Here is a 23,937-nt window from a genome sequence, read left to right as displayed (position 1 = left end):
TTTATAAACGAGATTTAAAACTCAATACCAATCTGCTACGCACAAAACTTATTCAACAACTCCTGTATTGCATCATTAGGATACCCATAACCACGTTTCTTTTTACCAAGAACGCTTATAATCTTTTCATTAATATTGGAATTCAATTCGTCAACGTCTATATAATCAATATTGTCACTATAGTCTTCGGTAATATATCTCTTCATATCAAGGGTGGCATCTTGTATAGCTCCCAATACCTTTCTATTATTATTGGTAGTTAAAAAAACAGGCTGTAACTCTTTCGTGATTTTGTCTGTAAATTTAGATGGAAAGCTTATCTCATCATTTTCCAATTGCTTAAAAAAGCGCTCAGCAAATACTTCATGGAAATTCATTAAATCAATTTTTTTAAAATCAATTAAAATCACAGAATAATAAGAAACATCATTCATTAGTATTACACAATTTTTCCTGCTAACCATAAACACATTAGCGTTCCAATTACCAAGAGGAGAAGATTTATCCGATTTAACTATACGTGATTTACCAACTACAGTTTCAAATTTTTGGGTACAGTATATTATTGCCATTATTTAAATTTCAAATTATCATTTATCTCAAACTCGTACTGCACCGCTTAGAAATAATTAAGTGCATTTCAATTCGTTTGGGTAAGCGAAGTTACAAATAATATACGTTGGGTTACTAATCAAAGTACTACATGGTCCGACAAAGGTATACTAGGATGTGGTAGAAAATAACAAGCTACTTTAGGGTTAAAGTTTTAAGTAAAATATTTATCAGTACTTAATGTATGATAAGGGACATCCTTTACACTAAGCCTTATTTATATTTGCCAACGGTTTTGTGTATGGTTAGTTGCGTGTTTAAGCAACTAATTAAGTAAACAAAAACGAACGCGAGAAAATTCCGAAGGAATTTTCCAAATAAGCACTTGCCAAAGCAATTAATTATAAACGGTGTTGTAAGCTTTACTATCTGCTCTATTTTTTAATTTTATAGTTGTCATTTATGTTGTCTATATAGATTTTGGCATCTTTGAAAAATCCAATTCCGATTTTTGCTTCCTTTGCTGAATTTATGGTTGTTTTGACATTTTCAAACTTTATATTCCCTAATTTGATTATAGGCAATATTCCAACTTTTTCCTTTAGTTTTTGAAGACCACCAAGAGTATATCTCTCTCTTTCATTGTCAGAAAAATTATGTTGTATTAATAATTTTTTAGCGAGTTTAGATTCCTTAGGAATATTAAAATCTTGTGATGAACCAAAATCTACCATTACTTTATATTCAGTTTTATTGATTGTAATGTATGTATAAGGAGAACCTTTTTCTATTTTTCTTTTAATGGTTTCATAATTTTTGTCCACTATATTTTTGTTAGATAATTTTATCGTTCTGTTAGGGTAATCAATAAGCCAATTGGCTTTTTTTATAATTGACTGCCCAATTATTCCTCCAAAATTGGGGATTTGCTCTTTAAGACCTTTCATATCTCCATTTAGAGCGAACGTATTAGTAAAATCTATATTATTAATTTTTATCGATAATACAATCTCACTACCTAATCTCATTTTACGTTTAGAGGCTCCTCCATAATTGTTAGTTTTACCAATCATCGAATCTCTTTGAATAATGGAATAATCAGCACCTGTATCAAAAATAAAATTTTTGGTAACTCCATTTATTTCAAATGGTATAATCATAACTGATTTGAATGTCGTAAATTTCGTTTCATATTCAAAATTTTCGGGAACCACATTTCCTTTGTTTTGTTTATTGGTTATAGAGGAACAAGATACATTTAGAATTAATAGACCGAATAATAGTATTTTTAACTTTTTCATAATTCTTTTGGTTTGTCTATTAATTTAGATTTGTTGCGTTAAGTTCTTGAGTACAGCGTTGTCGTTTTTAATGTTGTCTAACCCTTATGTATATGGTTTGTTACGTGTTTTAAGTCCATAATTTCGCGAATGTAAACCGAATAGAAAATAGATAGGATTTTCGTAAGTGGTTACACAAGTCATTAATTATATGCGGTGTTACCCAATGTATTACTCCTTTATAACTTTTGTTATAAACTCTCTTTCATTTGATATAAATTTTAATAGATAAATGCCATTTGGTAATTCAGTTAAATCAATCATTGATTTTGGTTCAATCATTTTAATAAAACGACCTGTTATATCATATAAAATAATATTATTTAAGTTTTTAATTTTCGTGTTTATTATGCCACTAGTTGGATTAGGATAAACGGCAATACCTTTGAATATAGTTGTATTGTTATCTGTAGAAAGAGTACTGTCAAATTCATAAGCTCCTATATCATAATTTATTCCTGTAGGTCTTGTATTTCCATTTATATCATAAGTAACTATTGTACTTACAAGGTTGGTGCCAGCATCAATAGCCTGAGATTCTGTTACCAAATTAAAATCATTTAATGTTGGGTTAACAAATATGGAATTCATGGCGTTAGCCAATAGAGAGTTTGTGTCAAACCCTAATGCTTGCCATGCGGCTAAACTAATAGTAGAACCGTCTCCATTATTACTCATTTTATCGTTCAATATATTGTTATCACTTGTAAACATAGCAGTATCATTTATAGCAATACAGCCTCTCCAAGCGTGTTGATTAATGATGATGTTATTATAGATTTCTGTATTAATATTAGCCCCGTTTTGAAGTAGTATTCCCCATCTACCATCAGAAGGAACAATAATGGTATTATTATATATTTTGGCTCCATTAGTTACAATGGCTCCATCTTGTTGAAAAAGTGAAATTCCTTGGGAGGAATGATTATTGTATATAAGGTTATTATAGACTGTAGGATTTTGTAGTCCATCCATATTTATTCCAGCAGCTCCATTATTATCATGAATATTGTTGCCGTAGATTAAGGCATCACTAATTATTCCATCTCCTCCTGCAGATGAATCTCCATTTAAATGGATTCCAACATTATTATTACCATAGCACTCATTATACCTAACTATAGGTCTGTCTGAACTATTAGAAACATAAATTCCGTGTTCATCGATTGAGTTAGTACAAACATTGTATTCAATTAGAATATCGTCTGTAAATGCTGTAAAAATTCCGCGTTCTGCATTATTGTCGCAAGCACAATTTCTAACAATACAATTATTAGAAACCACCACTCGTATTCCATTACCATTTCCTAGCATATCGTTAACAATAAAGCTATCAATTATTATATAGTTAGCATTCTCAATGTTAATACCATCGTTTCTTATTGCACCACTTTGATTTATTAATACACTGTTTCCAGTTCCCATAAAAACTATAGGATTTGCTGCTGTGCCACTTACATTTCTTAAGTCAAAACCTACGTAAATACCATTTTCTACAAAAACGGTATCTCCTGCAATAACAAGATCCGCAGCATGTTGAATAGTTAAAAAAGCATCACTTTGGCTTAATCCTGTATTTGAATTTAAGCCAGAATTTGATACATAGTAGTTAGTAGCTTTCAAGTTGTAACTTGACATTATTATAAAAAGGAAAAGGAAAGAGAGTTTAGGTAAATTCATTTTGTTGGGGTTTTATGTCTTGTCCTTAAATATGGCTAAAGGTTAAAATTGGTTTTACGCTGATAATTGATATAGCATATTTGGTATTTTATAGTCTAAAGGTAAATGTAATCCTATTTGGTCGTACAATTTAATTGCATTTCTTGCTGCTTTTTTGGCGTAACCTACGTTAACAAACGTTTGATCGAGAAAGAATTCATCTTTTAAGTAACGTTTGGTTACTTTGTCATTTTTATACATAACTGTTTATAATTATGTAGCCATATGTCTGTACAAAGCAAATTGTCAGGTCCTAAAATACGGCTACAGGTTAATATTAAATTTAAGGGGCATTTTGGTGAAGATAATTTGAGGTTTTATAATCTAAAGATAAATGTAATCTTTTAGAGTTGTATAATTTAATTGCATTTTTGGTTGCTTTCTTTGCATGAGTCACATTAGTAAAGGTCTGGTCAAGATAGAATTGATGTTTTAAAATTCCATTTACACGTTCTGCCATGGTATTTTCATAGCAATGCTTTTCTTCGGTCATGCTTATTTCCATCTTTTTCCTTCTGAGTATTTGTGTGTATTGATTGCTGCAATACTGTATACCTCTGTCAGAATGATGAATAACCCCCTTAGTTACCTTTGCCTGATAAATTGCTTTTTGAAGCGATCTAATGCATCCATTAAGTTCCAGTCTATTACTTAAAATCATACCCCCACAATTTTACGTGAATACATATCGGTAAAAAGCGCTAGATAACAAAAGCCATTTATAGTTCTAATATAAGTTATGTCAGAAGCCCATACTTGATTATGGTCTATTGATTTTTAAATCTTTTATGAGATTTCTTAATTGATTCTCATTTCTATATGAGAATCAATTAGGACTTTTTATACCATAAATTCCTTTTTAAAGGCTTTTAAATATTCTTTCAAGAAATTATCAATTTGTTCTTTGTTTGATAAATCTTTTCCTCGAATTACAATTTGAATAATGTATTTGTCTTTATAAGAAGCATTATAAGCAACATCATTATAATTCTGTTCCTTTTTAGTTGTTAAAAATGCGTTTTCAAATACTTGTAAACTACTAATATCATTCCCGTTCAGTTTGTATTTTGAGGCTGTATTATAGCCCAATTTAATATATGGAAGCATGGCTTTATTTTCTCCTAATTCTTTAACACTAAGTTGAAATTCATAAAACTCATTTGTGGGATGGTTATAATTTACAGCTATTACTTTTCCAACACAGACAACGTATTTAAAAGTATAATCTGCTATTTTATCTACATGAGGAATGGCATTAAAGAGGTGCTTATTTTTTTTACAACTAACAACACTTGTTGGAAATTTTGTTTCTCCGGTTATCGCTTCTTGATAGATGTTTTCAGCTAGCGGTTTCGATGTGTTTTCCTTACATGAAACAAAACCTAAAATCACACTAAATACCAATAGAAATTTTTTTATCATTTTTATATTTTAGTTCATTGGTTTTGATGATATGGCTTGTAAATAGTCTTTAATAAATGAATCTACTTTTTCTAAATTCATTTGTCCCAACATTTCAATTTTTATTAAAAGAGCAAATTTATCTTTATGTGAACATAAATAAGTTGCAGAGCTGTATTCATCTTCGCTATTGGATTCCATAATATTAACAGATTCATTTTCAAAAATAGTTAAGCTGCTTTTGTAAAAATCGGCCATGTTAGTAAATTCATTATAAGTAGTTTTTACCATATTAATCACATCTCTTTCAACAGTAACGTCTCCATTAATTTCATAAAAGTTTACTTCCATTTTGTTTGTAGATTCAGGATCGTAATATGACGTATTTAAACTTGCCCAAGAAGCCGTTTCGCTCTGTTTTTCAAACATACATTCTAAGGTGCGAAACTCCATACCTTTATAAGTATCTAAATGCGGTAAAGCTTCGTAAAGTGTTGTATATTGGCTACAGCCATTAGGGTCGCTAAACTTTGGGGTCGCTGTTTGTTTATCAATAGTCTCAATGTCTTCATTTTTATATGCGTTTGACGTTGAAGTATCTGTTTTTTCTTTACATGAAAATAAACTTAGTAGAAGACAGGTTGTAAATATTATTTTATTCATTTTCAAAAATGATGTTATTTAAGATTAATAATTTAAGTCTCAAATAACGAAGTTATTATTTACCAAATTCTTAATTGTAAACAAATTATTACTTATATGTTAAGTTTTTTACAAAAAAAAAGTGTGATTCTGAATATATTTCAAAAGCACACTTTAATATTTTAGATGTGAAAACTGGAGTTGCGCTTACAATCATGCTATGACAAATAGAGCGGAGCAGAAATCCGACGGATTTCCAACCATGCACTTAGTAAAAGCAGTTTTTTTGTTTTAAAATTTTTATTTCAGAGCAAAATCAAACTTATTTTGGGAACTTTATAAATATACACAAACCACTTAATTTATCACCAAAGTTTACATCACTTATAGGTTTTGTTAGACAACGTTCTTATTTTCGAAGTGCTTGATTTCATTCAGTTCTGATTTCTTTGTTTCTTTTTCTTCTTCGATGTTATAATCGTTTTGAAGTCTGAGTGTAGGCTTCCCTAAAACGTTTATGTATATGGAAAGTTGCGTGTTTGAGTGCGAGGATTTTTCGAAGGAAAAATAAGATGCAAGCAAACAAAGCAACTCACATTGGTTAAGCTAAAACTAGCAATTTTTTATATACTGCTTAACTAACATCTATGCGAAAGTTAAAAAGCTAGATGAGTGGTTAAGAAATCGGTTACGCTATTGTATTTGGCACGATTGGAAAAAGCTAAAGCGGAAACGAAAAAACCTCATTCAACTAGGTATAGAAATCGGACAAGCCTATGCTTGGAGTAGAACAAGAATGGGAGGTTGGGCAGTTGCTCAAAGTCCTATTTTAAAGACTACTATTACAGTTTCTAGATTTAAACGAAAAAGGTAGTTAGATTACATTAATAATACGCAAACTTCAATTTGGTGAACCACCGTATACTAGACCCGTACGTACGGTGGTGTGAGAGAGGCGCAGTGACGACTTTTAAGTCGTCACCCGTCTACTCGATTACCCAATGTTTAGGATTTCCACGGAAATTATTTTTGTATTTACTCTTTGTTATTAATACATTCCAATCCATCCACCTATCGAGCTGCTATAAATAAACATATAAAAGTTTGAATTTGCACCAGCAAATGTTAGAGATGGAAATTCTTGAAGGGCAACATATAAGGATTTGCCATTGCCATTGATTTCAGCAGCCCCAGTTGTAGTACATAATATTAATTTCATTCCATCTGTAGGAGCAGATGGAAATGTAGCAGTAAAAGCTCCATTGATAATTACAATTTCATCTGAATTAACAAGTGTTGTATTCGCACTTATCGTTCTTACAGCAGGGCTTCCTCCAGCAACTGTACTCCATGAAGGCGAAGTACCATTGGTTGTTAAGTATTTGCCTGACTGTCCTGTTTGAGATGGAAGTCCTACTTTAGCTGTATTTGCAGCTACATCAGTATTAGCTGAAACTAAAGCTTCTGTATAACCTACTTTAGCTGTATTCAATGCAACTGCTGCTGCATCGGTATAACTTACCTTGGCCGTATTAGCTGTAATTTCACTGGCTTGTCCAGATGTAATACCGACTTTAACAGTATTGGCAGCAACATCAGTATTAGCAGAAACTAATGCTTCGGTATAACCAACTTTTAAACTATTGGCTGTTATTTCATCTGACTGTACTGTTGTAATGCCATTTTCTGCTGTTTTTGCGTGTAAAGCATAAGGTACACTCAATAACTGACTTGTACCTGTAATGGTATAATTTGTTCCTCCCTCTGGGTCGATTTCTGTTTTTATAAAGTAAGGACCGTTTTCCCAATTTATCGTTGTGAAATCATCTATTGTATTTCCTGTACCTATTTCTAAAGTTGCTAAACCGTTTGCATTGGTAGTTGGGGTTTGGGTTTCTGCATATACTGCTGTACCAGATGCACTACTTTGTAAGATGCTTATTTGCATGCCTACAACTTGATTGGTTACTAAAGCATCTCCACTGTCTCTTATAACACCTTGATAACTCATTCTTTCTGGGGCTTGGGCAAATGTGCTTGCTGTAATTAATAATAATACTAAAATTTTGTATAGTTTTTTCATAATAAATTGATTTTATTCTTTAATGATTTTAAACGTTTTTAGTTCTTGGTTGTTTTGGTTTACTTTAAGAACATAAATGCCTAAAGCCAAACTCTGCATATCTATTTGTGTGGTAGATTGGTTGACTTGGCCTTGTGCCACTGTTCGACCTTGCAAATCGTAAAGCTTAAAACTTAATGCTGTAAGTTTGGCATCGCTTATAGCTAACACCAAATAATCAGACGTGGGATTTGGATAGGTTATTGCTGTTAAATTTACGGTAGTCAATTCTGGGTTACTTAAGGTAAAAAACTCTATACTTTGTTGTACGCCTTGGGTAACAGAACCACTTCCTGAATTAGTCGTGTAAACCATTTGACCAACTGTATAACTAGATGAACCTTTTGATCCTGAGGCATCTCCTCCAGAGGCTGGAATGGTTTCTTGTGCGCTTAGCCCTCCTAATCCTAAGATGATAAACGCAGTACTCATTATTGTATTTTTGTGTTTCATAAGCTGTTAAGTTTTAATTAAGAGGTGAAAATTTTATTATTATTATTATTATTATTCAGTTTTTCTGTTGGCTTTGGTAAGTTAGGTGCACTCTAAATCCGCGAGGATTTTTGTAAGCAGGCTCGCATCAAGCAATTAATTTTATACGTTGTTAGCAAACGTTATTCTTTTATAAACTTAAATGTATTTCCATTATTAAGTTTTAAAAAATATATTCCATTAGTAAGGTTTTGAACATTGATTTTTTCATCGTTGGAAGTAGCACCTCTATTTATTTCCATTCCTAAAACATTATAAATTACATAATTTTCAGCTTTAGTTAAATTAGTAATTTTAATAAAATTTGTTGTTGGATTAGGATAAACTTTGAGTGTCTTTACATTTTCTAAAGAGTGATTGTTAATTGATAAAGTGAGGTTTGTATACTTAGAAATTTTATTTCCACTAAATTCTGCTATGTATAAATCATTTCCGTTAAAAACAAGTCCAGAAGGGTTATTTAAACCAGTTATTATATCAGTTGCAACAGGATTTGTTTCTGTAATGTCAATTTTTGAAATTTTATTTCCGCTAAATTCAGAAATATATAAATCATTTCCATTAAGAACAATGCCTTCAGCATTATTTAAACCAGTTATTACATCTATTGCAACAGGATTTGTTTCTGTAATATCAATTTTTGAAATTTTATTTCCACTATATTGGGCTATGTACAAATAGTTCCCATTAATAACAAGCCCATAAGGGTCGTCTATACCTGTTGTTATTACATCTATTACAGTTGGATTTGTTTCTGTAATGTCAATTTTTGAAATTTTATCTCCATTAGCTTGAGCAATGTATAAATCATTTCCGTTAAAAACAAGTCCAGAAGGACTAGTTAAGCCTGTTATTACATCTATTGCAACTGGATTTGTTTCTGTAATGTCAATTTTTGAAACTTTATTTTCATTATATTGAGCGATGTATAAATCATTTCCATTAAGAGCTATTCCATAAGCAGTATTGACTGTTACTACATCTGTTACAACAGGATTTGTTTCTGTAATGTCAATTTTTGAAATTTTATTTCCGCTATATTCAGAGATATATAAATCATTTCCATTAAGAATAATGCCATTTGGCGTATTTAATCCTATTGTAACTACATCATTTAATTGTGCATTAATTTTATTTATGCTCAAAATTAAAATTGCTAAAATGTAAATTTGTTTCATTACTAATAATTTAATTGTTAGTACTTGATGTTTGATAACAACATCCCTAGATTATACAATTGATAAAAACGGAATGATGGCGAGAATTATTTAAAAGTGTAGCTTATATTTCATAAGTAAGGTTAGTTTTGAGTTTGTGAAAATCGCTTAAAAGCACAATAATACGTTTAAACGTGTTGTTGCGCAAGTGTTTTCTGTATAAATGTTATTGAAATATAGTTTTCTTACGCTAAGTTATTCAATTACGAATTTTCACTTTGTATTACTCCTTTATAACTTTTGTTATAAACTCTCTTTCATTTGATATAAATTTTAATAGATAAATGCCATTTGGTAATTCAGTTAAATCAATCATTGATTTTGGTTCAATCATTTTAATAAAACGACCTGTTATATCATATAAAATAATATTATTTAAGTTTTTAATTTTCGTGTTTATTATGCCACTAGTTGGATTAGGATAAACGGCAATACCTTTGAATATAGTTGCATTGTTATCTGTAGAAAGAGTACTGTCAAATTCATAAGCTCCTATATCATAATTTATTCCTGTAGGTCTTGTATTTCCATTTATATCATAAGTAACTATTGTACTTACAAGGTTGGTGCCAGCATCAATAGCCTGAGATTCTGTTACCAAATTAAAATCATTTAATGTTGGGTTAACAAATATGGAATTCATGGCGTTAGCCAATAGAGAGTTTGTGTCAAACCCTAATGCTTGCCATGCGGCTAAACTAATAGTAGAACCATCTCCATTATTACTCATTTTATCGTTCAATATATTGTTATCGCTTGTAAACATGGCAGTATCATTTATAGCAATACAGCCTCTCCAAGCATGTTGATTAATGATGATGTTATTATAGATTTCAGTATTAATATTAGCTCCGTTTTGAACTAGTATTCCCCATCTACCATCAGAAGGAACAATAATGGTATTATTATATATTTTGGCTCCATTAGTTACAATGGCTCCATCTTGTTGGAAAAGTGAAATTCCTTGAGCGGAATGATTATTGTATATAAGGTTATTATAGACTGTAGGATTTTGTAGTCCATCCATATTTATTCCTGCAGCACCATTATTATCATGAATATTGTTGCCGTAGATTAAGGCATCACTAATTATTCCATCTCCTCCTGCAGATGAATCTCCATTTAAATGGATTCCAACATTATTATTACCATAGCACTCATTATACCTAACTATAGGTCTGTCTGAACTATTAGAGACATAAATTCCGTGTTCATCGATTGAGTTAGTACAAACATTGTATTCAATTAGAATATCGTCTGTAAAGGCTGTAAAAATTCCTCGTTCTGCATTATTGTCGCAAGCACAATTTCTAACAATACAATTATTAGAAACCACCACTCGTATTCCATTACCATTTCCTAGCATATCGTTAACAATAAAGCTATCAATTATTATATAGTTAGCATTCTCAATGTTAATACCATCGTTTCTTATTGCACCACTTTGATTTATTAATACACTGTTTCCAGTTCCCATAAAAACTATAGGATTTGCTGCTGTGCCACTTACATTTCTTAAGTCAAAACCTACGTAAATACCATTTTCTACAAAAACGGTATCTCCTGCAATAACAAGATCCGCAGCATGTTGAATAGTTAAAAAAGCATCACTTTGGCTTAATCCTGTATTTGAATTTAAGCCAGAATTTGATACATAGTAGTTAGTAGCTTTCAAGTTGTAACTTGACATTATTATAAAAAGGAAAAGGAAAGAGAGTTTAGGTAAATTCATTTTGTTGGGGTTTTATGTCTTGTCCTTAAATATGGCTAAAGGTTAAAATTGGTTTTACGCTGATAATTGATATAGCATATTTGGTATTTTATAGTCTAAAGGTAAATGTAATCCTATTTGGTCGTACAATTTAATTGCATTTCTTGCTGCTTTTTTGGCGTAACCTACGTTAACAAACGTTTGATCGAGAAAGAATTCATCTTTTAAGTAACGTTTGGTTACTTTGTCATTTTTATACATAACTGTTTATAATTATGTAGACATATGTCTGTACAAAACAAATAGTCCATCAACGGTTCGACACCAATTTACCAACGATTCGAATAGTCTATCAACGATTCGACATCAATTTACCAACGATTCGAATAGTCCATCAACGATTCGACACCCATTTACCAACGATTCGAATAGTCCATCAACGATTCGACACCCATTTACCAACGATTCGAATAGTCCATCAACGATTCGACACCAATTTACCAACGATTCGAATAGATCATCAACGATTCGACACCAATTTACCAACGATTCGAATAGTTCATCAACGGTTCGACACCCATTTACCAACGATTCGAATAGTCCATCAACGATTCGACACCCATTTACCAACGATTCGAATAGTTCATCAACGATTCGACACCCATTTACCAACGATTCGAATAGTCCATCAACGGTTCGACGCCAATTTACCAACAGTTCGAATAGATTGTCAATAAATATAAATCCACTAAGATTCGATATAATATTTCAGAAAGTAAAAGGAACTTATTTATCAAAGTTTTCCAATTATTTCCTGTTTTACGGTTTACCGTAAAGTTTCCTCCTGCAAAAATTCTAAGTTTGAGAAATCATTAAATAAAAACGTGCTTAAGTTTTATTTAAGCACTTTCTCTAACCGAAATCAAATTTATTATGAAAAAACTATTATTACTTGGTATTGTTATTACATTTTTAATTCCCAAACAAGTAACTGCTCAAAAAGATGGAGCAGCCGTAGCCGCTGTTGCAGGTGGACTCTTGGCAATTGGAGCAGGGATAGCTGCTGTAGAACAGATGAAGGAACAGGCAGAATTAACGGCAACTCAATGGGTTCTAGCTAATAATCCAGAATTAGAGAGTTTTTCTTTAAAAACACTTTCTTTTAACGGTAAAAAGTTAAAAGATATGTCTGCAACATCGGTTATAACATATAAAATACAAGAATTTAACCCTAGTATGGATCCTATTTTAGACGGTAAAAAACAAGTTTTATTCGGGTTTACTAGTCATGGTTGGATTAATCAAAGCGGTATAGATTTCGAAAAAATAAAATGGTATCTCGTTGATGCAGCTGAATGGATGAGAATGATGATTGCCTATGTAAAAGTATCTTCAGAAGAAAAGAACGAAGCCTCACTTAGAGAGACGTTAATGTCAGGTAAAGTTGTGAATAAAGGGATTAAAGTTAAGAGTAAACTTATCGTACCATTTTTTAAACTAGAAGGGGATATGTATGTCGTAACCGATTATTCTTCTGAAATGAAATTGGTCTATAACGAAAGGTCTTTAGGTATATTTTTAAAGGAAACAAAAGATTTGGTTCAAATGGGAAGAGGGGATGTTATTGATATTCATGAGTATTTTTTTGATGAAGATTAAAACTTATAATTCGATTATTTAATCTCTTTAGAAGAGATATGATAAACTTAAAAAGATAGTTTAATTTATTATTTTGTGAAAGTTTGATTATTTTTTTTACTTTACAATTTTAATTAAAACCCCAAATTTTAGTATGGCAAATTTTATAACAGGAAACCAATTAACCGAAGAGGTTTATGATGTAATCCATAAAGCAAAAAAACATCTTTTAATCGTTTCTCCTTACATTAAATTAGATGATTATTTCAAAGAAGAACTTTTTGAAAATCATAAAAAAAATTCTGAGTTACATATCATAATTGGATTCGGAAAAAATGAGAAGAATCCTCAACGGAGTCTGAAAAAGGAAGATCTTAATTATTTTAAAGATTTTCCAAATGTTTCTATAATATATATACCAAAACTTCATGCAAAGTATTATGCTAATGAGAAGAAAGGTATTATAACCTCTATTAACCTCTATGATTATTCATTTAAAAATAATGTTGAGTTTGGTGTTATAAGTGAGACGTCAAGGTTTGGTGGTTCTGGTATTGATAAAGAAGCATGGGACGCAACTATGAATATACTTGGTGATAATCACACTGTTTACATAAGGAGACCGAACTATAAAAAGAAATTTTTAGGAAAAGATTATTTAGGTTCTGAAACGAATTTGGATTTAACAGATGAATTATTAAGTGGAAATTTACCCACGAAACGTTGTGTATTCGACTTCATGAACGAAACTTATGTTAATGAGGAAAAAGCTACAGAAAGGCTTAGTCGAGAAGAGTTTGATTTGCAAAAGATTTCAGAAGAGCCAATTTTAGTAGAAACGGTTATAGCTGCACCGATAGTTATTGAACCAAATCTGAAAGAACAGATTTTGCCACAAGGTAAGGCGTTAGGGAAATTGATTTCAGCAACTAATCTAGGAAAAATAAAAGGTAAATCGTTTAATGATGTTATAGAGACTATGGTTTCTAATAATTACATTGTAGATAAATCTGTGATTTCTGAAGAAGGTTTGAATATTGGATTAAATTATAGGGAAAATGCTAAAGGAACAAAATGGATAGTTTATCCAGAATCTTTAGCAGAGTTATTATAGGTTTCAATTTTAAAATCAGCTTTTTGCTGAGTCTGTTTAATCATAAAGTTATAAAAGAAAAACTCTTATGGATTTCGTGAGGGTTTTCTTTTTTCAGTAATCTAATATCTCTTAAGAAAAGCATGTTTGTATAGATTACTAATCTATACAAACATGCTTTTTTATCATATAATCAGTAATTTCTTTTAGAGTTTTTCCAGTTTTTGGATGTTTGCCAATAGCTGTAAAATACTCTAAAACTCCATTTTCATTTTTACCATACCATAAATTCGTACTTCCTGTTTCTGTATAAAATTTGGTATCGCAATTTGGGATGATTTTCCTAAAGTTAGCAATTCTATCAGGATTATATAATTTTAAATTACCCACTTCATAATTTTCTGGATCAAAATTGGTTTCTATATAATGATCGTTTTCCCAGCTCATCCAACGTTGTGTATTAAAGTATTTGAATGATAGAAAACCAATAATTAAAACACTTATAATTACCAGTATTATTTTATGTTTTACCTCAAATTTAGAAGATGTTTTCTTTTTAACTTTTATATTAGGATTGTTATTATCGGTAGCGTCATTTGCTTTCTTAAACTCTTCATAATTATCATATTCTAGATATTTCAATAAACCACAAACTACTTTATGCTGTTTTATATTAATATCATCTTCCGAAGTTCTTAATGCTTCAGCCTCTTTTCTGTAATCTCTATAACTTCTTTCACCCAGAGAAAACCCTGCCTCCTGAAAGACATAATCTGCAATGTCTTCGGCTTTGTTTATAAGTGAAGGTTTTTTTTCTCCTAGTAGTATTCTTTCCGCTTCAGCTTTCTTGAAAGCTTTTAAAATTAGTATTTTATGCATTTAATATTTGATAATGAGCCTGATAAGTTAATTAATTTCCTGGAAAAATACAGGAAAAATATTTCCTAATAGTTTCCAGAAGCCTTCCGTTAAATTTCCTAAACATTCTTTCAAATATTCCGTGATTTGCTTCAGAATCAATTCAAACCAAGTATTTATAATACTGTGATTAGATTCCAAAACGGAGTAACTATTTAGAGATGTAAAAACATCTGGGAAGTAATTTTATTTCTCTAATTCAGTCCTTCATACTTCCCAAAATAGAGAGACGTCTCTTCATTATAGCTATTTAGCTAAACCTGTTAGAGTCCGATAAATATCGGATAGCATAATTATTGTCCAATCTTAAAGAATTATAAAATGAAAAATATTAATATAATATTATTGACTGCTATTTTAGGTGTCGTGATCTTTTCTTGTACTCCACAAACAAATACTCCTGATGCTATTCCTGTTTCAATAGACGAGGAAAATTGTTGTGGAGATGATAGTCCAATTCCGCCACCACCGCCATCAGAAGACTAATTTCCATTTCATTTTTCTATTATAAATCTCAATAAATATTGATTTAGAGTAAATGTAGGAAGATATTTTTAACAGCCTTTACGGAAACCCGTAAAGGTTTGTTTATTAATAGTTTTAAGTTTGATGAGTTGAAATTTTAAAAAAAGATAAATAATGGCATTAAAACACAAACCAAGACAAATAGTTCATAAAGGACATAAAGGATTAAGTACAAGATGCGGCACAGATACTTCTGTCCATAAGGATCATTGGGTAGATACAAGTAGTAAAATCACTTGTGATAAAAATGGGTGCAAGAATTAAGAGATATCGAAGGCACCAAGGTTTTAAAGTTTAGTATTACTAGACCATTAAATAAATTTAATATTCTTAAAATTAATAAAATATGATAACAACCGAATTAAAAAGTCACTTTTTAAGATTATATCAAATGGCTTTCGCTGATGATAACTTTGATGTACTTGAGATGCAAATGCTCTATAACTTTGCTAAAGAGCGAGGGTTAACGAGAGAGCAATTAGATAATATTTTATTGAACCCATCACATGATTCAACAATACCAGATTCTATCGAAGAAAGAATAGAATATTTATATGATTTAGCTTTAATGATTTGGGCGGATAATGTTGTTACAGATGATGAAAAGGTTACTCTAAAAAAATACTGTCTTAAGTTTGGATTTATAGAAGGGAATATAGAGGAACTTTCTATATTTCTTTTAAAACATGCAAAAAATAATTTACCTAAAGAAGAACTACTTAGTTTAATAAATGAATAATTATGACAGCTCTAAAAAAAATATTTACACTTAAAAATAAAGAACCTAAAAAAATAGAAAAGTACAACGACGATGATGTCAAGAAAATTAAGATTACTTTTTTTGAAAGTGGTTATGGATCTTCTAAACAAGCGGAAGGGAATCATATGGTTTTTAAAGCTTGTTTGCAAAACGTTTACATGGAGTATAAAGGTAAATGTAGAGAAAATGAGAAGTTGCAAACTGAATTAAAAGCGCCTTATCTAGATGAAAAAGGAAAACAGCAAACAGATCTTAAAAAACGAAAAACAGCGTTAGCTCTAATAGAAGAATCTATTTCTAATGAGGAGCAAAAGGTCTCAGGTTTCAAGAATGATATGGTTGAAGTAAAAAGAAACCCTGAAAAATATGGACTTGAGGTTGATAAAAAACCAAAGGCTCAATTTTACTTAGGATTGATTGTTTTGATTCCTATAACTTTTTATTTATTGGTTTTTTATATGTCAGCTTCATTTTCGGCATTTTTTAAAAATTTCAATACAGACGATTTGGCATCTGCTATTTTTGATGGAAAGTCATTATCTAAAGCAATTGAGGGAGGTTGGTTAGAAGGTGTTTTTATTGCTACAATTCCTTTTGCTTTCATGGGACTTGGTTATTTAGTACATATGTTTCAAAAACATAAAAGTTGGACATCATATTTTAAAATTTTGATTCTGTTTGTCATTACTTTTATTTTTGATGCTATTTTGGCCTATCAAATTGAACATAAAATTTATGAAATTCAAAAAACTCCTGACTCTCCTGTTTTTAATTTAGAAACGGCATTTCATTCAGTAGAGTTTTGGGGGATTATTTTTGCTGGTTTTATTGTATATATTATTTGGGGATTGGTCTTTGACTTTATTATGAAGGAGTACGATAATTTTGATAAAATTAAATCTTTTATTAAAACAAAAAGAGAAGATGTTAAAAATTGTGAAATTATCATTACTAAGCTCTCAAGTAAATTAATCCCAATAAAAGAGGAGATATCTGGGATTGAAGGTAAAATAAATGATCTTCAACGTACGATAGATGGATTCGTTTTTTCGAATAAACATTATTTAACTTTTCACGCAGAATACGTTAAAGGATGGTTTTTAGCAATAACAGATAATTTTGATGCTTTGACACGACGTGAAGAATTATTGTCTAAATGTAAAGGAGAAGAATTTAAACATCTTCAGGAGCACAATATCGATAGTAAAGATTCTGAAGGCAAATTATTTAAATTAGTAAATTAAAAAACATGAAATCAATATACTTATTACTTATAACCCTTTGTTTAGTTTATTCTTGTAAAGAAGATAAATCTAGTTCCGAAAATATAAAAAAAGAGTCGTCTCCAAGTATTAAATTGTCTTCAAATAGGACTAATTTAAACATCAGTGTACTATTGGATTTGTCAGATCGTATAAATCCTGACAAGTATCCAAATCCTGCCATGGAGTATTATGAAAGAGATTTAGGATATATACATTCCATTGCGGAGAGTTTTGAATGGCATTTGAGAAACAAAAAAAGTATTAAAATTAACGATCATATACAATTGTATATTGATCCTGAGCCATCCGATAGCGATTTGAATAAAAAGATAAATATGCTAAATATGACTTTCACTAAGGATAACGCGAAAAAAGATTATATCACTCAAACTTCTGTATTGTATGACAGTATTACCAAGTTGATATACAAGTCTGCAATTAAAGATAATCATTATGTTGGTTCAGATATTTGGGGGTTTTTTAAAACCAATGTTGAAGATTTTTGTATTGATAAAGATCACAGAAATATTCTTGTGGTATTAACAGATGGATATTTATACCATAAAGATGCCAAACTCAGAGAAAAAAACTTAACGTCTTATTTAACTCCGCAGGTTGTAAAAAGTTTTAGATTGAATACATCGAAGTGGAAAGATATTATAGAAAATAAAAATTATGGGTTTATTTCTACTAAAGATAATTTACAAGATTTGGAAGTTTTGGTGCTAGGTATCAATCCTGATAATAAAAACCCTTATGAGCAAGATGTACTTTTTAAATATTGGAAAGATTGGCTATCTAATATGAATGTTAAAGATTTTGAAATTAAAACAGCAAGTTTACCTGCAAACATGGATAAAATAATTAAAGATTTTATTTTAAAAGACTAGTTTATAATCAATTAATTAATGTTTGTTTTTAATAAACAAAAGTGATGTCTTTTTAAGCTATATTCGGTAAATGATTAAAATAATCGGTAGTATTCTCTTAATTTTTCTTCTTAATCCTCAAGTTGGTTTAAATGGGGATTTAAATGGTTATTTTAAAATTACAGAAAGATGGAGTCAGTCAAGTGATACAAGTTTTAATATTCGAGTTTTATCATCCAAAACTTTAAAAATTGCATCCTGGAATATAAAGGATTTAGGTCGCTCTAAAGATGCTAGCGAAATTATTCAAATAGCAGAAATTATTAGAAATTTTGATATTGTAGCCATACAAGAAGTTGTAGGGAAAGATCCTGCTGGAGCACAAGCCGTAGCAAAAATTGCGGATGAATTAAATAGAATGGGGAGTAAGTGGGATTATCGTGTAAGCGATCCTACTAAAAGCCCATCTGCTTATATAAGTGAGCGCTATGCATTTCTTTGGAAAACATCTAAAGTAAGTTTGTCGGGTAGAGCTTATTTGGATGCTGCTTTAGAAGAGGTATGTGATAGAGAACCGTATATTGGTAAATTTCTACCAAAAAATAGTAGTGAGCCTTTTTATATTGTTAATTTTCATTCTAGAAAACACGATGCAAGGCCAGAGGAAGAAATCATCTTTTTTAAAGATTATCTAACTCGGCTTAGTTCAGAGAGTATTTTTATTCTTGGTGATTTTAATTTAAACGAAAAACATGAGGTTTGGGATAATCTTTATCAAAAAGGATTTAAATCGGCATTAAAAGATTCAAAAACCACCTTAAAAACAAAATGTAAAGCATTGAATTATCTTAATTATGCAATAGATAATATCTATTATTCATCGGGTAAAATTGAAATGCATCAATCGGGAAAAGTTGATTTTGTGAAAGATTGTAATAATCTTGAAACTGCAAGGTTTATTTCGGATCACTTACCTATTTATATTGAATTTGTAATTAATTAGTTACAATTACGGTTTTCCGTAAAGTTTACTTCTACAAAAACTATAAGTTTGATGAATTACTGAGTAAGAATGTAATTTGCAAGATTTTATCATGAGTAATTTAATTCAGACTAGTGAATTATAAATTCGTTTTTAATCGATTAAAGACAAAAAAAGCTAGATGAAAAGCGTAAATAATGACAATTTACCATTGTTTGTAAGCCAAATCTTTTAATTTGCTCTTTTATTTAAATACAAAAAACAAGAATAATGGCAGAATGTATAAATTGTGGAGACTATACTAAATTTAACGGAGGTCTTTGCTATAAATGTTATAAAAAGGATAACGTTAAGGATGTGGCAGTTGCAGAAAAACCAATTAAAGCAACTAAGGAAAAAAACAAGATAGTTGATGTAACGAATGAGGTAGGTGAAGTCTTAATAAAGGAGAGTTCGACGAAAAAAAAGAAAGTTAAAGCTGCTGACTTTAATAGTTTCAACTATAACTTAACTAAAGGTAGAATTGCAGAAACCCTGATAGAACGTTTATTTGTGGATCTTGGTTTTCAGGTTTTTCAATATGGTATGGAAAATACTATTCCTGGTATTAAAGATTTATTAAAAGGTATTAATGATGAAGTCGCAATGAATATTAGAAGAATGCCTGACTTGGTTGTGTTTAAGGATGGTCAAGCTCATTTTATTGAAGTAAAATTTAGAGCTAGTGGTTGCTTTAAGTTATCTGATATTGATAAAAATGGTGATTATCCTTATAAGAATGCACTAATAGTTTTGATGTCTAGAAAGCATATTAAGTGCGTTTCCTTCGAAGATTTACAAAACGGTAGAGAAATAACAGAAAAATGCAGAAATTACTTAGGTAATAGAAAGGAATTTGACACGGACAAAGAATTAATAATTGAATACTGTAAATATGCTGTAAAATTCTTTGAAAACGTTTAAAAGTTAATAACTTCCAGTTTTTAATTGAAGTTTAAATTTTCAAGATATATAAATGAACAAATCATCCCACAATAAATTAGTATCCTTTATCTGGTCTATTGCAGACGATTGTTTGCGAGATGTTTACGTACGCGGAAAATACCGTGACGTCATTTTACCAATGATAGTACTACGTCGTTTAGACGCCCTTTTAGAACCAACAAAAGCCGCCGTTTTAGAAGAACTAGCCTTTCAACGTGACGAAGCTGGTTTTACAGAATGGGACGAATCTGGTTTACGCGAAGCTTCAGGTTATGTATTTTATAACGTTAGCACCTGGACCCTTCAAAAGCTAAAAGACACCGCAACCAATAGCCAACAAATATTACAAGCCAATTTTGAAGATTACCTAAACGGTTTCAGTCCTAATGTGAAGGAAATCATCGAGAAATTCAAACTGCGTAGTCAAGTGCGCCACATGGCAACCAAAGATGTATTGTTAGATGTTTTGGAAAAATTTACATCCTCATACATTAACTTAACACCTTTTGAAAAAGAAGATCCAGAAGGTAGAAAATTACCTGCCTTATCTAATTTAGGAATGGGTTATGTATTTGAAGAATTAATCAGAAAATTCAACGAAGAAAATAACGAAGAAGCAGGAGAACATTTTACACCTCGCGAAGTGATTGATTTAATGACGCACATTATCTTCGACCCAATTAAAGACAATTTACCACCAGTAATGACCATTTACGATCCTGCTTGTGGTTCTGGAGGAATGCTTACCGAAAGTCAAAACTTTATTAAAGATGAAGCAGGCGAGATTCGTGCTACAGGAGATGTCTATCTCTACGGAAAAGAAATAAACGACGAAACCTACGCCATTTGTAAGTCTGATATGATGATTAAAGGAAACAATCCTGAAAACATCAGAGTAGGTTCTACCTTATCTACAGACGAGTTTGCAGGCAAGTCTTTCGATTTTATGTTGTCTAATCCACCTTACGGAAAATCATGGTCTAGTGAACAAAAATATATTAAGGATGGTAAAGATGTGATCGATCCGCGTTTTAAAATCTCTTTAAAAAACTATTGGAATGTAGAAGAGGAAGCAGATGCCATTCCAAGATCGTCCGACGGACAATTACTGTTCTTAATGGAAATGGTAGATAAGATGAAATCTTTATCTCAAAGCAAAACAGGAACACGTATTGCTTCGGTACATAACGGAAGTAGCCTATTTACAGGAGATGCAGGAGGAGGCGAAAGTAACATACGCAGACACATTATAGAAAACGATTGGCTAGAAGCCATTGTGCAATTACCAAACAACCTGTTTTACAATACAGGTATTACTACCTATATCTGGATTTTAAGTAACAATAAAGCAGCTAACCGAAAAGGTAAAGTACAATTGATTGATGCAGGACAACTGTACCGTAAACTACGTAAAAACTTAGGAAACAAAAACTGTGAGTTCTCGCCAAAACACATTACTAAAATTGTAAATACCTATACCAACATGAGCGTTGCAGAACGCGAAGGCGAGCAAGGCATCTCAGCACAGGTATTCGATAATACGGATTTTGGCTATTACAAAGCCACTATAGAAAGACCAAAACGTTTATGCGCCCAATTTACAGCAGAACGAATAGAAATCTTACGTTACGATAGAGTGTTACAAGAACCGATGCAATATGCGTTTGAAACTTTTGGAGACAGCATATACACCAACACCAAGCAACACGAAAAAGAGATTTTAGAATGGTGCGAAAAAAACGAGCTCAACTTATCATCTGCCAATAAAACAAAACTGATTAAGCCTGCAACATGGTTAAAGCACTTAAACTTGGTAAAAGCAGGAACAGCTTTATTAAAAGCCATTGGTGACCAAGAATACAACGACTTTAACCAATTTAAAAAATTAGTAGATGCTGAAATTAAAACCCAAAAACTAAGCATTTCTGCAAGCGATAAAAAAGCCATTTTAAATGCGGTAAGTTGGTACGATGCTGAAGCCGAAAAAGTCATTAAAAAAGTAGAAAAACTATCTGGCGATAAACTAAACAAACGCTTAGCCCATTTAGATTGCGAAGAAAAAGACTTAGCAGACTTTGGGTATTACGCAACTGCTAAAAAAGGAGAATACATAATCTACGAAACAGAAAGCGACCTACGCGACACCGAAAACGTACCGCTTAAAGACAACATACACAGTTACTTTAAACGCGAAGTACAACCACACGTACCAGAAGCTTGGATAAACCTAGACGCTACCAAAATTGGTTATGAGATTAGCTTCAACAAATACTTTTACAAGCACACCCCATTACGTAACATAGAAGACGTAACCAAAGATATACTAGACTTAGAAAAACAAAGCGATGGTTTAATTTCTGAAATTTTAAACTTGGTCTAATGGTAGAAGTTGAAAATAAAGTACAACGTTACGAGAAGTACAAAAATTCTGGAGTGGAATGGTTGGGTGAAATTCCTGAGCATTGGGAATTGAAAAGGTTAAAATATGTCTTTACAATTTTGAAAAGAATTTCAGGAGAACTTGGTCATGATGTATTATCTATTACCCAATCTGGAATAAAAGTCAAAGATATTGATAGTGGTTCAGGACAGCTATCTATGGATTATTCAAAATATCAGTTAGTATTTCAAGGAGATTTTGCTATGAATCATATGGATTTACTTACAGGTTATGTTGATTTGTCAAAATATGATGGAGTAATCAGTCCTGATTATAGGGTGTTTAATATTTTAGATACAAATTGTGATAGGAATTACCTTTTAATTTTACTTCAATTAGGTTATCAGAGTAAAGTCTTTTATGCTCACGGTCAAGGTGTTTCAATGTTAGGTAGGTGGCGATTCCCTGCTGACAATTTTAATAATTTTATCTTTCCTATTCCACCACTTTCAGAACAAACCAAAATAGCCCAATTTTTAGACGATAAAACCAGAAAAATAGACGATGCTATTGCAATTAAAGAGCAACAAATACATTTACTTAAAGAACGTAAACAAATTTTAATACACAAAGCAGTAACACGTGGTTTAAATGATAGTGTTACTTTGAAAGATTCTGGTGTGGAGTGGATTGGTGAGATTCCTGAGCATTGGGAGGTGAAGAAAATAAAACACGTTACAAGTAAAATTGGAAGTGGTGTTACACCTTCTGGAGGTGGTACAACATATTTAGATAAAGGAATTCCTTTATTAAGAAGTCAAAATATATTTTTCGATAAGATAGAATTAGATGGAGTTGCTTTTATATCTGATAAAGTTCATCAATCTATGAGTAACAGTCAAGTTTTTAAAGGAGATGTTCTTTTGAATATAACAGGTGGTTCAATTGGTAGATGCTATTTTGTTAATATTGATATTCCATTAAATGTAAATCAACACGTTTGCATATTAAGACCTAATGAAAAAATAACTACACTTTATTTGAATAGATTAATAGCCTCTGAAGTTGGGCAAAATCAGATTTGGTTTCATCAACAAGGTGGAGGAAGAGAAGGTTTGAATTTTCAAGCCTTGAAAAATTTTAGTATTCCATTTCCATCTCTTTCAGAACAAAAAGAAATTTCAGCTTATATAGAAACTGCTTCACAAAAAATAGAAACTGCTATTGGCTTAAAACAGCAAGAAATAGAGAAGTTAAAAGAGTATAAGAGTAGTTTAATAAATGGGGTTGTAACTGGTAAGGTTAGGGTGTGTTAAAAAGAAAGAAA

General features: G+C 31.0%; 23 protein-coding genes and 1 pseudogene. 11 read left to right on the top strand and 13 right to left on the bottom strand.

The features are described from left to right. Window positions 1–35: 35 nt before the first annotated feature. The 7 genes from GQR97_RS17110 to GQR97_RS17080 all read right to left on the bottom strand — a co-directional run bounded on the left by GQR97_RS17110 (window position 36) and on the right by GQR97_RS17080 (window position 5,675). The gene (locus tag GQR97_RS17110; protein WP_158850615.1) at window positions 36–572 is read right to left on the bottom strand and encodes a DUF6933 domain-containing protein; all 537 of its coding nucleotides are present in this window, start codon (window positions 570–572) and stop codon (window positions 36–38) included. A gap of 414 nt (window positions 573–986) precedes the next feature. After that, window positions 987–1,853 (bottom strand): hypothetical protein, encoded by an 867-nt coding sequence (locus GQR97_RS17105; protein WP_158850613.1) that lies wholly within the window; start codon window positions 1,851–1,853, stop codon window positions 987–989. Window positions 1,854–2,063: 210 nt separating this feature from the next. Further along, window positions 2,064–3,572, bottom strand: a complete 1,509-nt coding sequence (locus GQR97_RS17100) for a NosD domain-containing protein (protein WP_158850611.1) — start codon at window positions 3,570–3,572, stop codon at window positions 2,064–2,066. A gap of 54 nt (window positions 3,573–3,626) precedes the next feature. Further along, window positions 3,627–3,812 carry a hypothetical protein gene (locus GQR97_RS17095; protein WP_158850597.1) on the bottom strand — a complete coding sequence of 62 codons (186 nt, stop codon included), beginning with the start codon at window positions 3,810–3,812 and terminating at the stop codon, window positions 3,627–3,629. 82 nt (window positions 3,813–3,894) lie between these two features. Next, on the bottom strand, window positions 3,895–4,272 hold the full coding sequence (locus GQR97_RS17090) for an integrase core domain-containing protein (RefSeq protein ID WP_158850609.1): 378 nt from the start codon (window positions 4,270–4,272) through the stop codon (window positions 3,895–3,897). A 179-nt stretch (window positions 4,273–4,451) separates the two neighbouring features. Further along, window positions 4,452–5,033, bottom strand: a complete 582-nt coding sequence (locus GQR97_RS17085; protein WP_158850607.1) for a hypothetical protein — start codon at window positions 5,031–5,033, stop codon at window positions 4,452–4,454. A gap of 9 nt (window positions 5,034–5,042) precedes the next feature. After that, window positions 5,043–5,675, bottom strand: a complete 633-nt coding sequence (locus tag GQR97_RS17080; RefSeq protein WP_158850605.1) for a hypothetical protein — start codon at window positions 5,673–5,675, stop codon at window positions 5,043–5,045. 616 nt (window positions 5,676–6,291) lie between these two features. On the opposite strand from GQR97_RS17080, the pseudogene GQR97_RS19835 reads away from it, so the two are divergent. Then, a pseudogene (locus tag GQR97_RS19835) lies at window positions 6,292–6,528 on the top strand (group II intron reverse transcriptase/maturase); the annotation flags it as partial. 174 nt (window positions 6,529–6,702) lie between these two features. On the opposite strand, the gene GQR97_RS19720 reads toward GQR97_RS19835, so the two are convergent. The 5 genes from GQR97_RS19720 to GQR97_RS17055 all read right to left on the bottom strand — a co-directional run bounded on the left by GQR97_RS19720 (window position 6,703) and on the right by GQR97_RS17055 (window position 11,457). After that, complete coding sequence (locus GQR97_RS19720; RefSeq protein ID WP_199269877.1) at window positions 6,703–7,737, bottom strand: hypothetical protein; 1,035 nt, start codon at window positions 7,735–7,737, stop codon at window positions 6,703–6,705. Window positions 7,738–7,749: 12 nt separating this feature from the next. Further along, window positions 7,750–8,229: a T9SS type A sorting domain-containing protein gene (locus tag GQR97_RS17070; protein ID WP_158850603.1), complete on the bottom strand. Its 480-nt coding sequence runs from the start codon at window positions 8,227–8,229 to the stop codon at window positions 7,750–7,752. Between the two features lie 161 nt (window positions 8,230–8,390). Further along, entirely contained in the window at window positions 8,391–9,446 is a 1,056-nt protein-coding gene (locus GQR97_RS17065) for a T9SS type A sorting domain-containing protein (RefSeq protein ID WP_158850601.1), read from the bottom strand. A gap of 262 nt (window positions 9,447–9,708) precedes the next feature. Beyond that, entirely contained in the window at window positions 9,709–11,217 is a 1,509-nt protein-coding gene (locus GQR97_RS17060) for a NosD domain-containing protein (RefSeq protein ID WP_158850599.1), read from the bottom strand. A gap of 54 nt (window positions 11,218–11,271) precedes the next feature. Continuing rightward, the gene (locus GQR97_RS17055; RefSeq protein ID WP_158850597.1) at window positions 11,272–11,457 is read right to left on the bottom strand and encodes a hypothetical protein; all 186 of its coding nucleotides are present in this window, start codon (window positions 11,455–11,457) and stop codon (window positions 11,272–11,274) included. A 672-nt stretch (window positions 11,458–12,129) separates the two neighbouring features. Here GQR97_RS17055 and GQR97_RS17050 point away from each other — a divergent pair. Further along, the gene (locus tag GQR97_RS17050) at window positions 12,130–12,855 is read left to right on the top strand and encodes a hypothetical protein (RefSeq protein WP_158850595.1); all 726 of its coding nucleotides are present in this window, start codon (window positions 12,130–12,132) and stop codon (window positions 12,853–12,855) included. A gap of 133 nt (window positions 12,856–12,988) precedes the next feature. Next, window positions 12,989–13,948 (top strand): phospholipase D family protein, encoded by a 960-nt coding sequence (locus GQR97_RS17045; protein ID WP_158850593.1) that lies wholly within the window; start codon window positions 12,989–12,991, stop codon window positions 13,946–13,948. Between the two features lie 138 nt (window positions 13,949–14,086). Here GQR97_RS17045 and GQR97_RS17040 read toward each other — a convergent pair whose 3' ends face one another. Next, complete coding sequence (locus tag GQR97_RS17040) at window positions 14,087–14,806, bottom strand: hypothetical protein (RefSeq protein WP_158850591.1); 720 nt, start codon at window positions 14,804–14,806, stop codon at window positions 14,087–14,089. A 384-nt stretch (window positions 14,807–15,190) separates the two neighbouring features. Between GQR97_RS17040 and GQR97_RS17035 the strand changes: the two genes are divergently transcribed. The 8 genes from GQR97_RS17035 to GQR97_RS17000 all read left to right on the top strand — a co-directional run bounded on the left by GQR97_RS17035 (window position 15,191) and on the right by GQR97_RS17000 (window position 23,926). Then, entirely contained in the window at window positions 15,191–15,331 is a 141-nt protein-coding gene (locus GQR97_RS17035; protein WP_158850589.1) for a hypothetical protein, read from the top strand. 385 nt (window positions 15,332–15,716) lie between these two features. Further along, entirely contained in the window at window positions 15,717–16,109 is a 393-nt protein-coding gene (locus GQR97_RS17030; RefSeq protein ID WP_158850587.1) for a hypothetical protein, read from the top strand. A gap of 2 nt (window positions 16,110–16,111) precedes the next feature. Continuing rightward, the gene (locus GQR97_RS17025) at window positions 16,112–17,374 is read left to right on the top strand and encodes an ABC transporter permease (protein ID WP_158850585.1); all 1,263 of its coding nucleotides are present in this window, start codon (window positions 16,112–16,114) and stop codon (window positions 17,372–17,374) included. Between the two features lie 5 nt (window positions 17,375–17,379). Then, on the top strand, window positions 17,380–18,285 hold the full coding sequence (locus GQR97_RS17020; RefSeq protein WP_158850583.1) for a hypothetical protein: 906 nt from the start codon (window positions 17,380–17,382) through the stop codon (window positions 18,283–18,285). A 70-nt stretch (window positions 18,286–18,355) separates the two neighbouring features. Then, window positions 18,356–19,267, top strand: coding sequence for an endonuclease/exonuclease/phosphatase family protein (locus tag GQR97_RS17015; protein ID WP_158850581.1), 912 nt, complete (start codon window positions 18,356–18,358; stop codon window positions 19,265–19,267). Window positions 19,268–19,516: 249 nt separating this feature from the next. Then, the gene (locus GQR97_RS17010; protein ID WP_158850579.1) at window positions 19,517–20,209 is read left to right on the top strand and encodes a hypothetical protein; all 693 of its coding nucleotides are present in this window, start codon (window positions 19,517–19,519) and stop codon (window positions 20,207–20,209) included. A gap of 52 nt (window positions 20,210–20,261) precedes the next feature. Further along, complete coding sequence (locus GQR97_RS17005; protein ID WP_158850577.1) at window positions 20,262–22,610, top strand: class I SAM-dependent DNA methyltransferase; 2,349 nt, start codon at window positions 20,262–20,264, stop codon at window positions 22,608–22,610. Continuing rightward, window positions 22,610–23,926, top strand: a complete 1,317-nt coding sequence (locus GQR97_RS17000) for a restriction endonuclease subunit S (protein WP_158850575.1) — start codon at window positions 22,610–22,612, stop codon at window positions 23,924–23,926. The genes GQR97_RS17005 and GQR97_RS17000 overlap by 1 nt, the downstream gene beginning before the upstream one ends. The last annotated feature ends 11 nt before the right edge of the window (window positions 23,927–23,937 follow it).

The sequence above is a fragment of the Algibacter sp. L1A34 genome (assembly GCF_009796805.1).
Classification (GTDB): Bacteria; Bacteroidota; Bacteroidia; order Flavobacteriales; family Flavobacteriaceae; genus Algibacter.
Note: the sequence above shows the minus strand (reverse complement) of the source record. Positions and strands in the feature narration are given on the sequence as shown.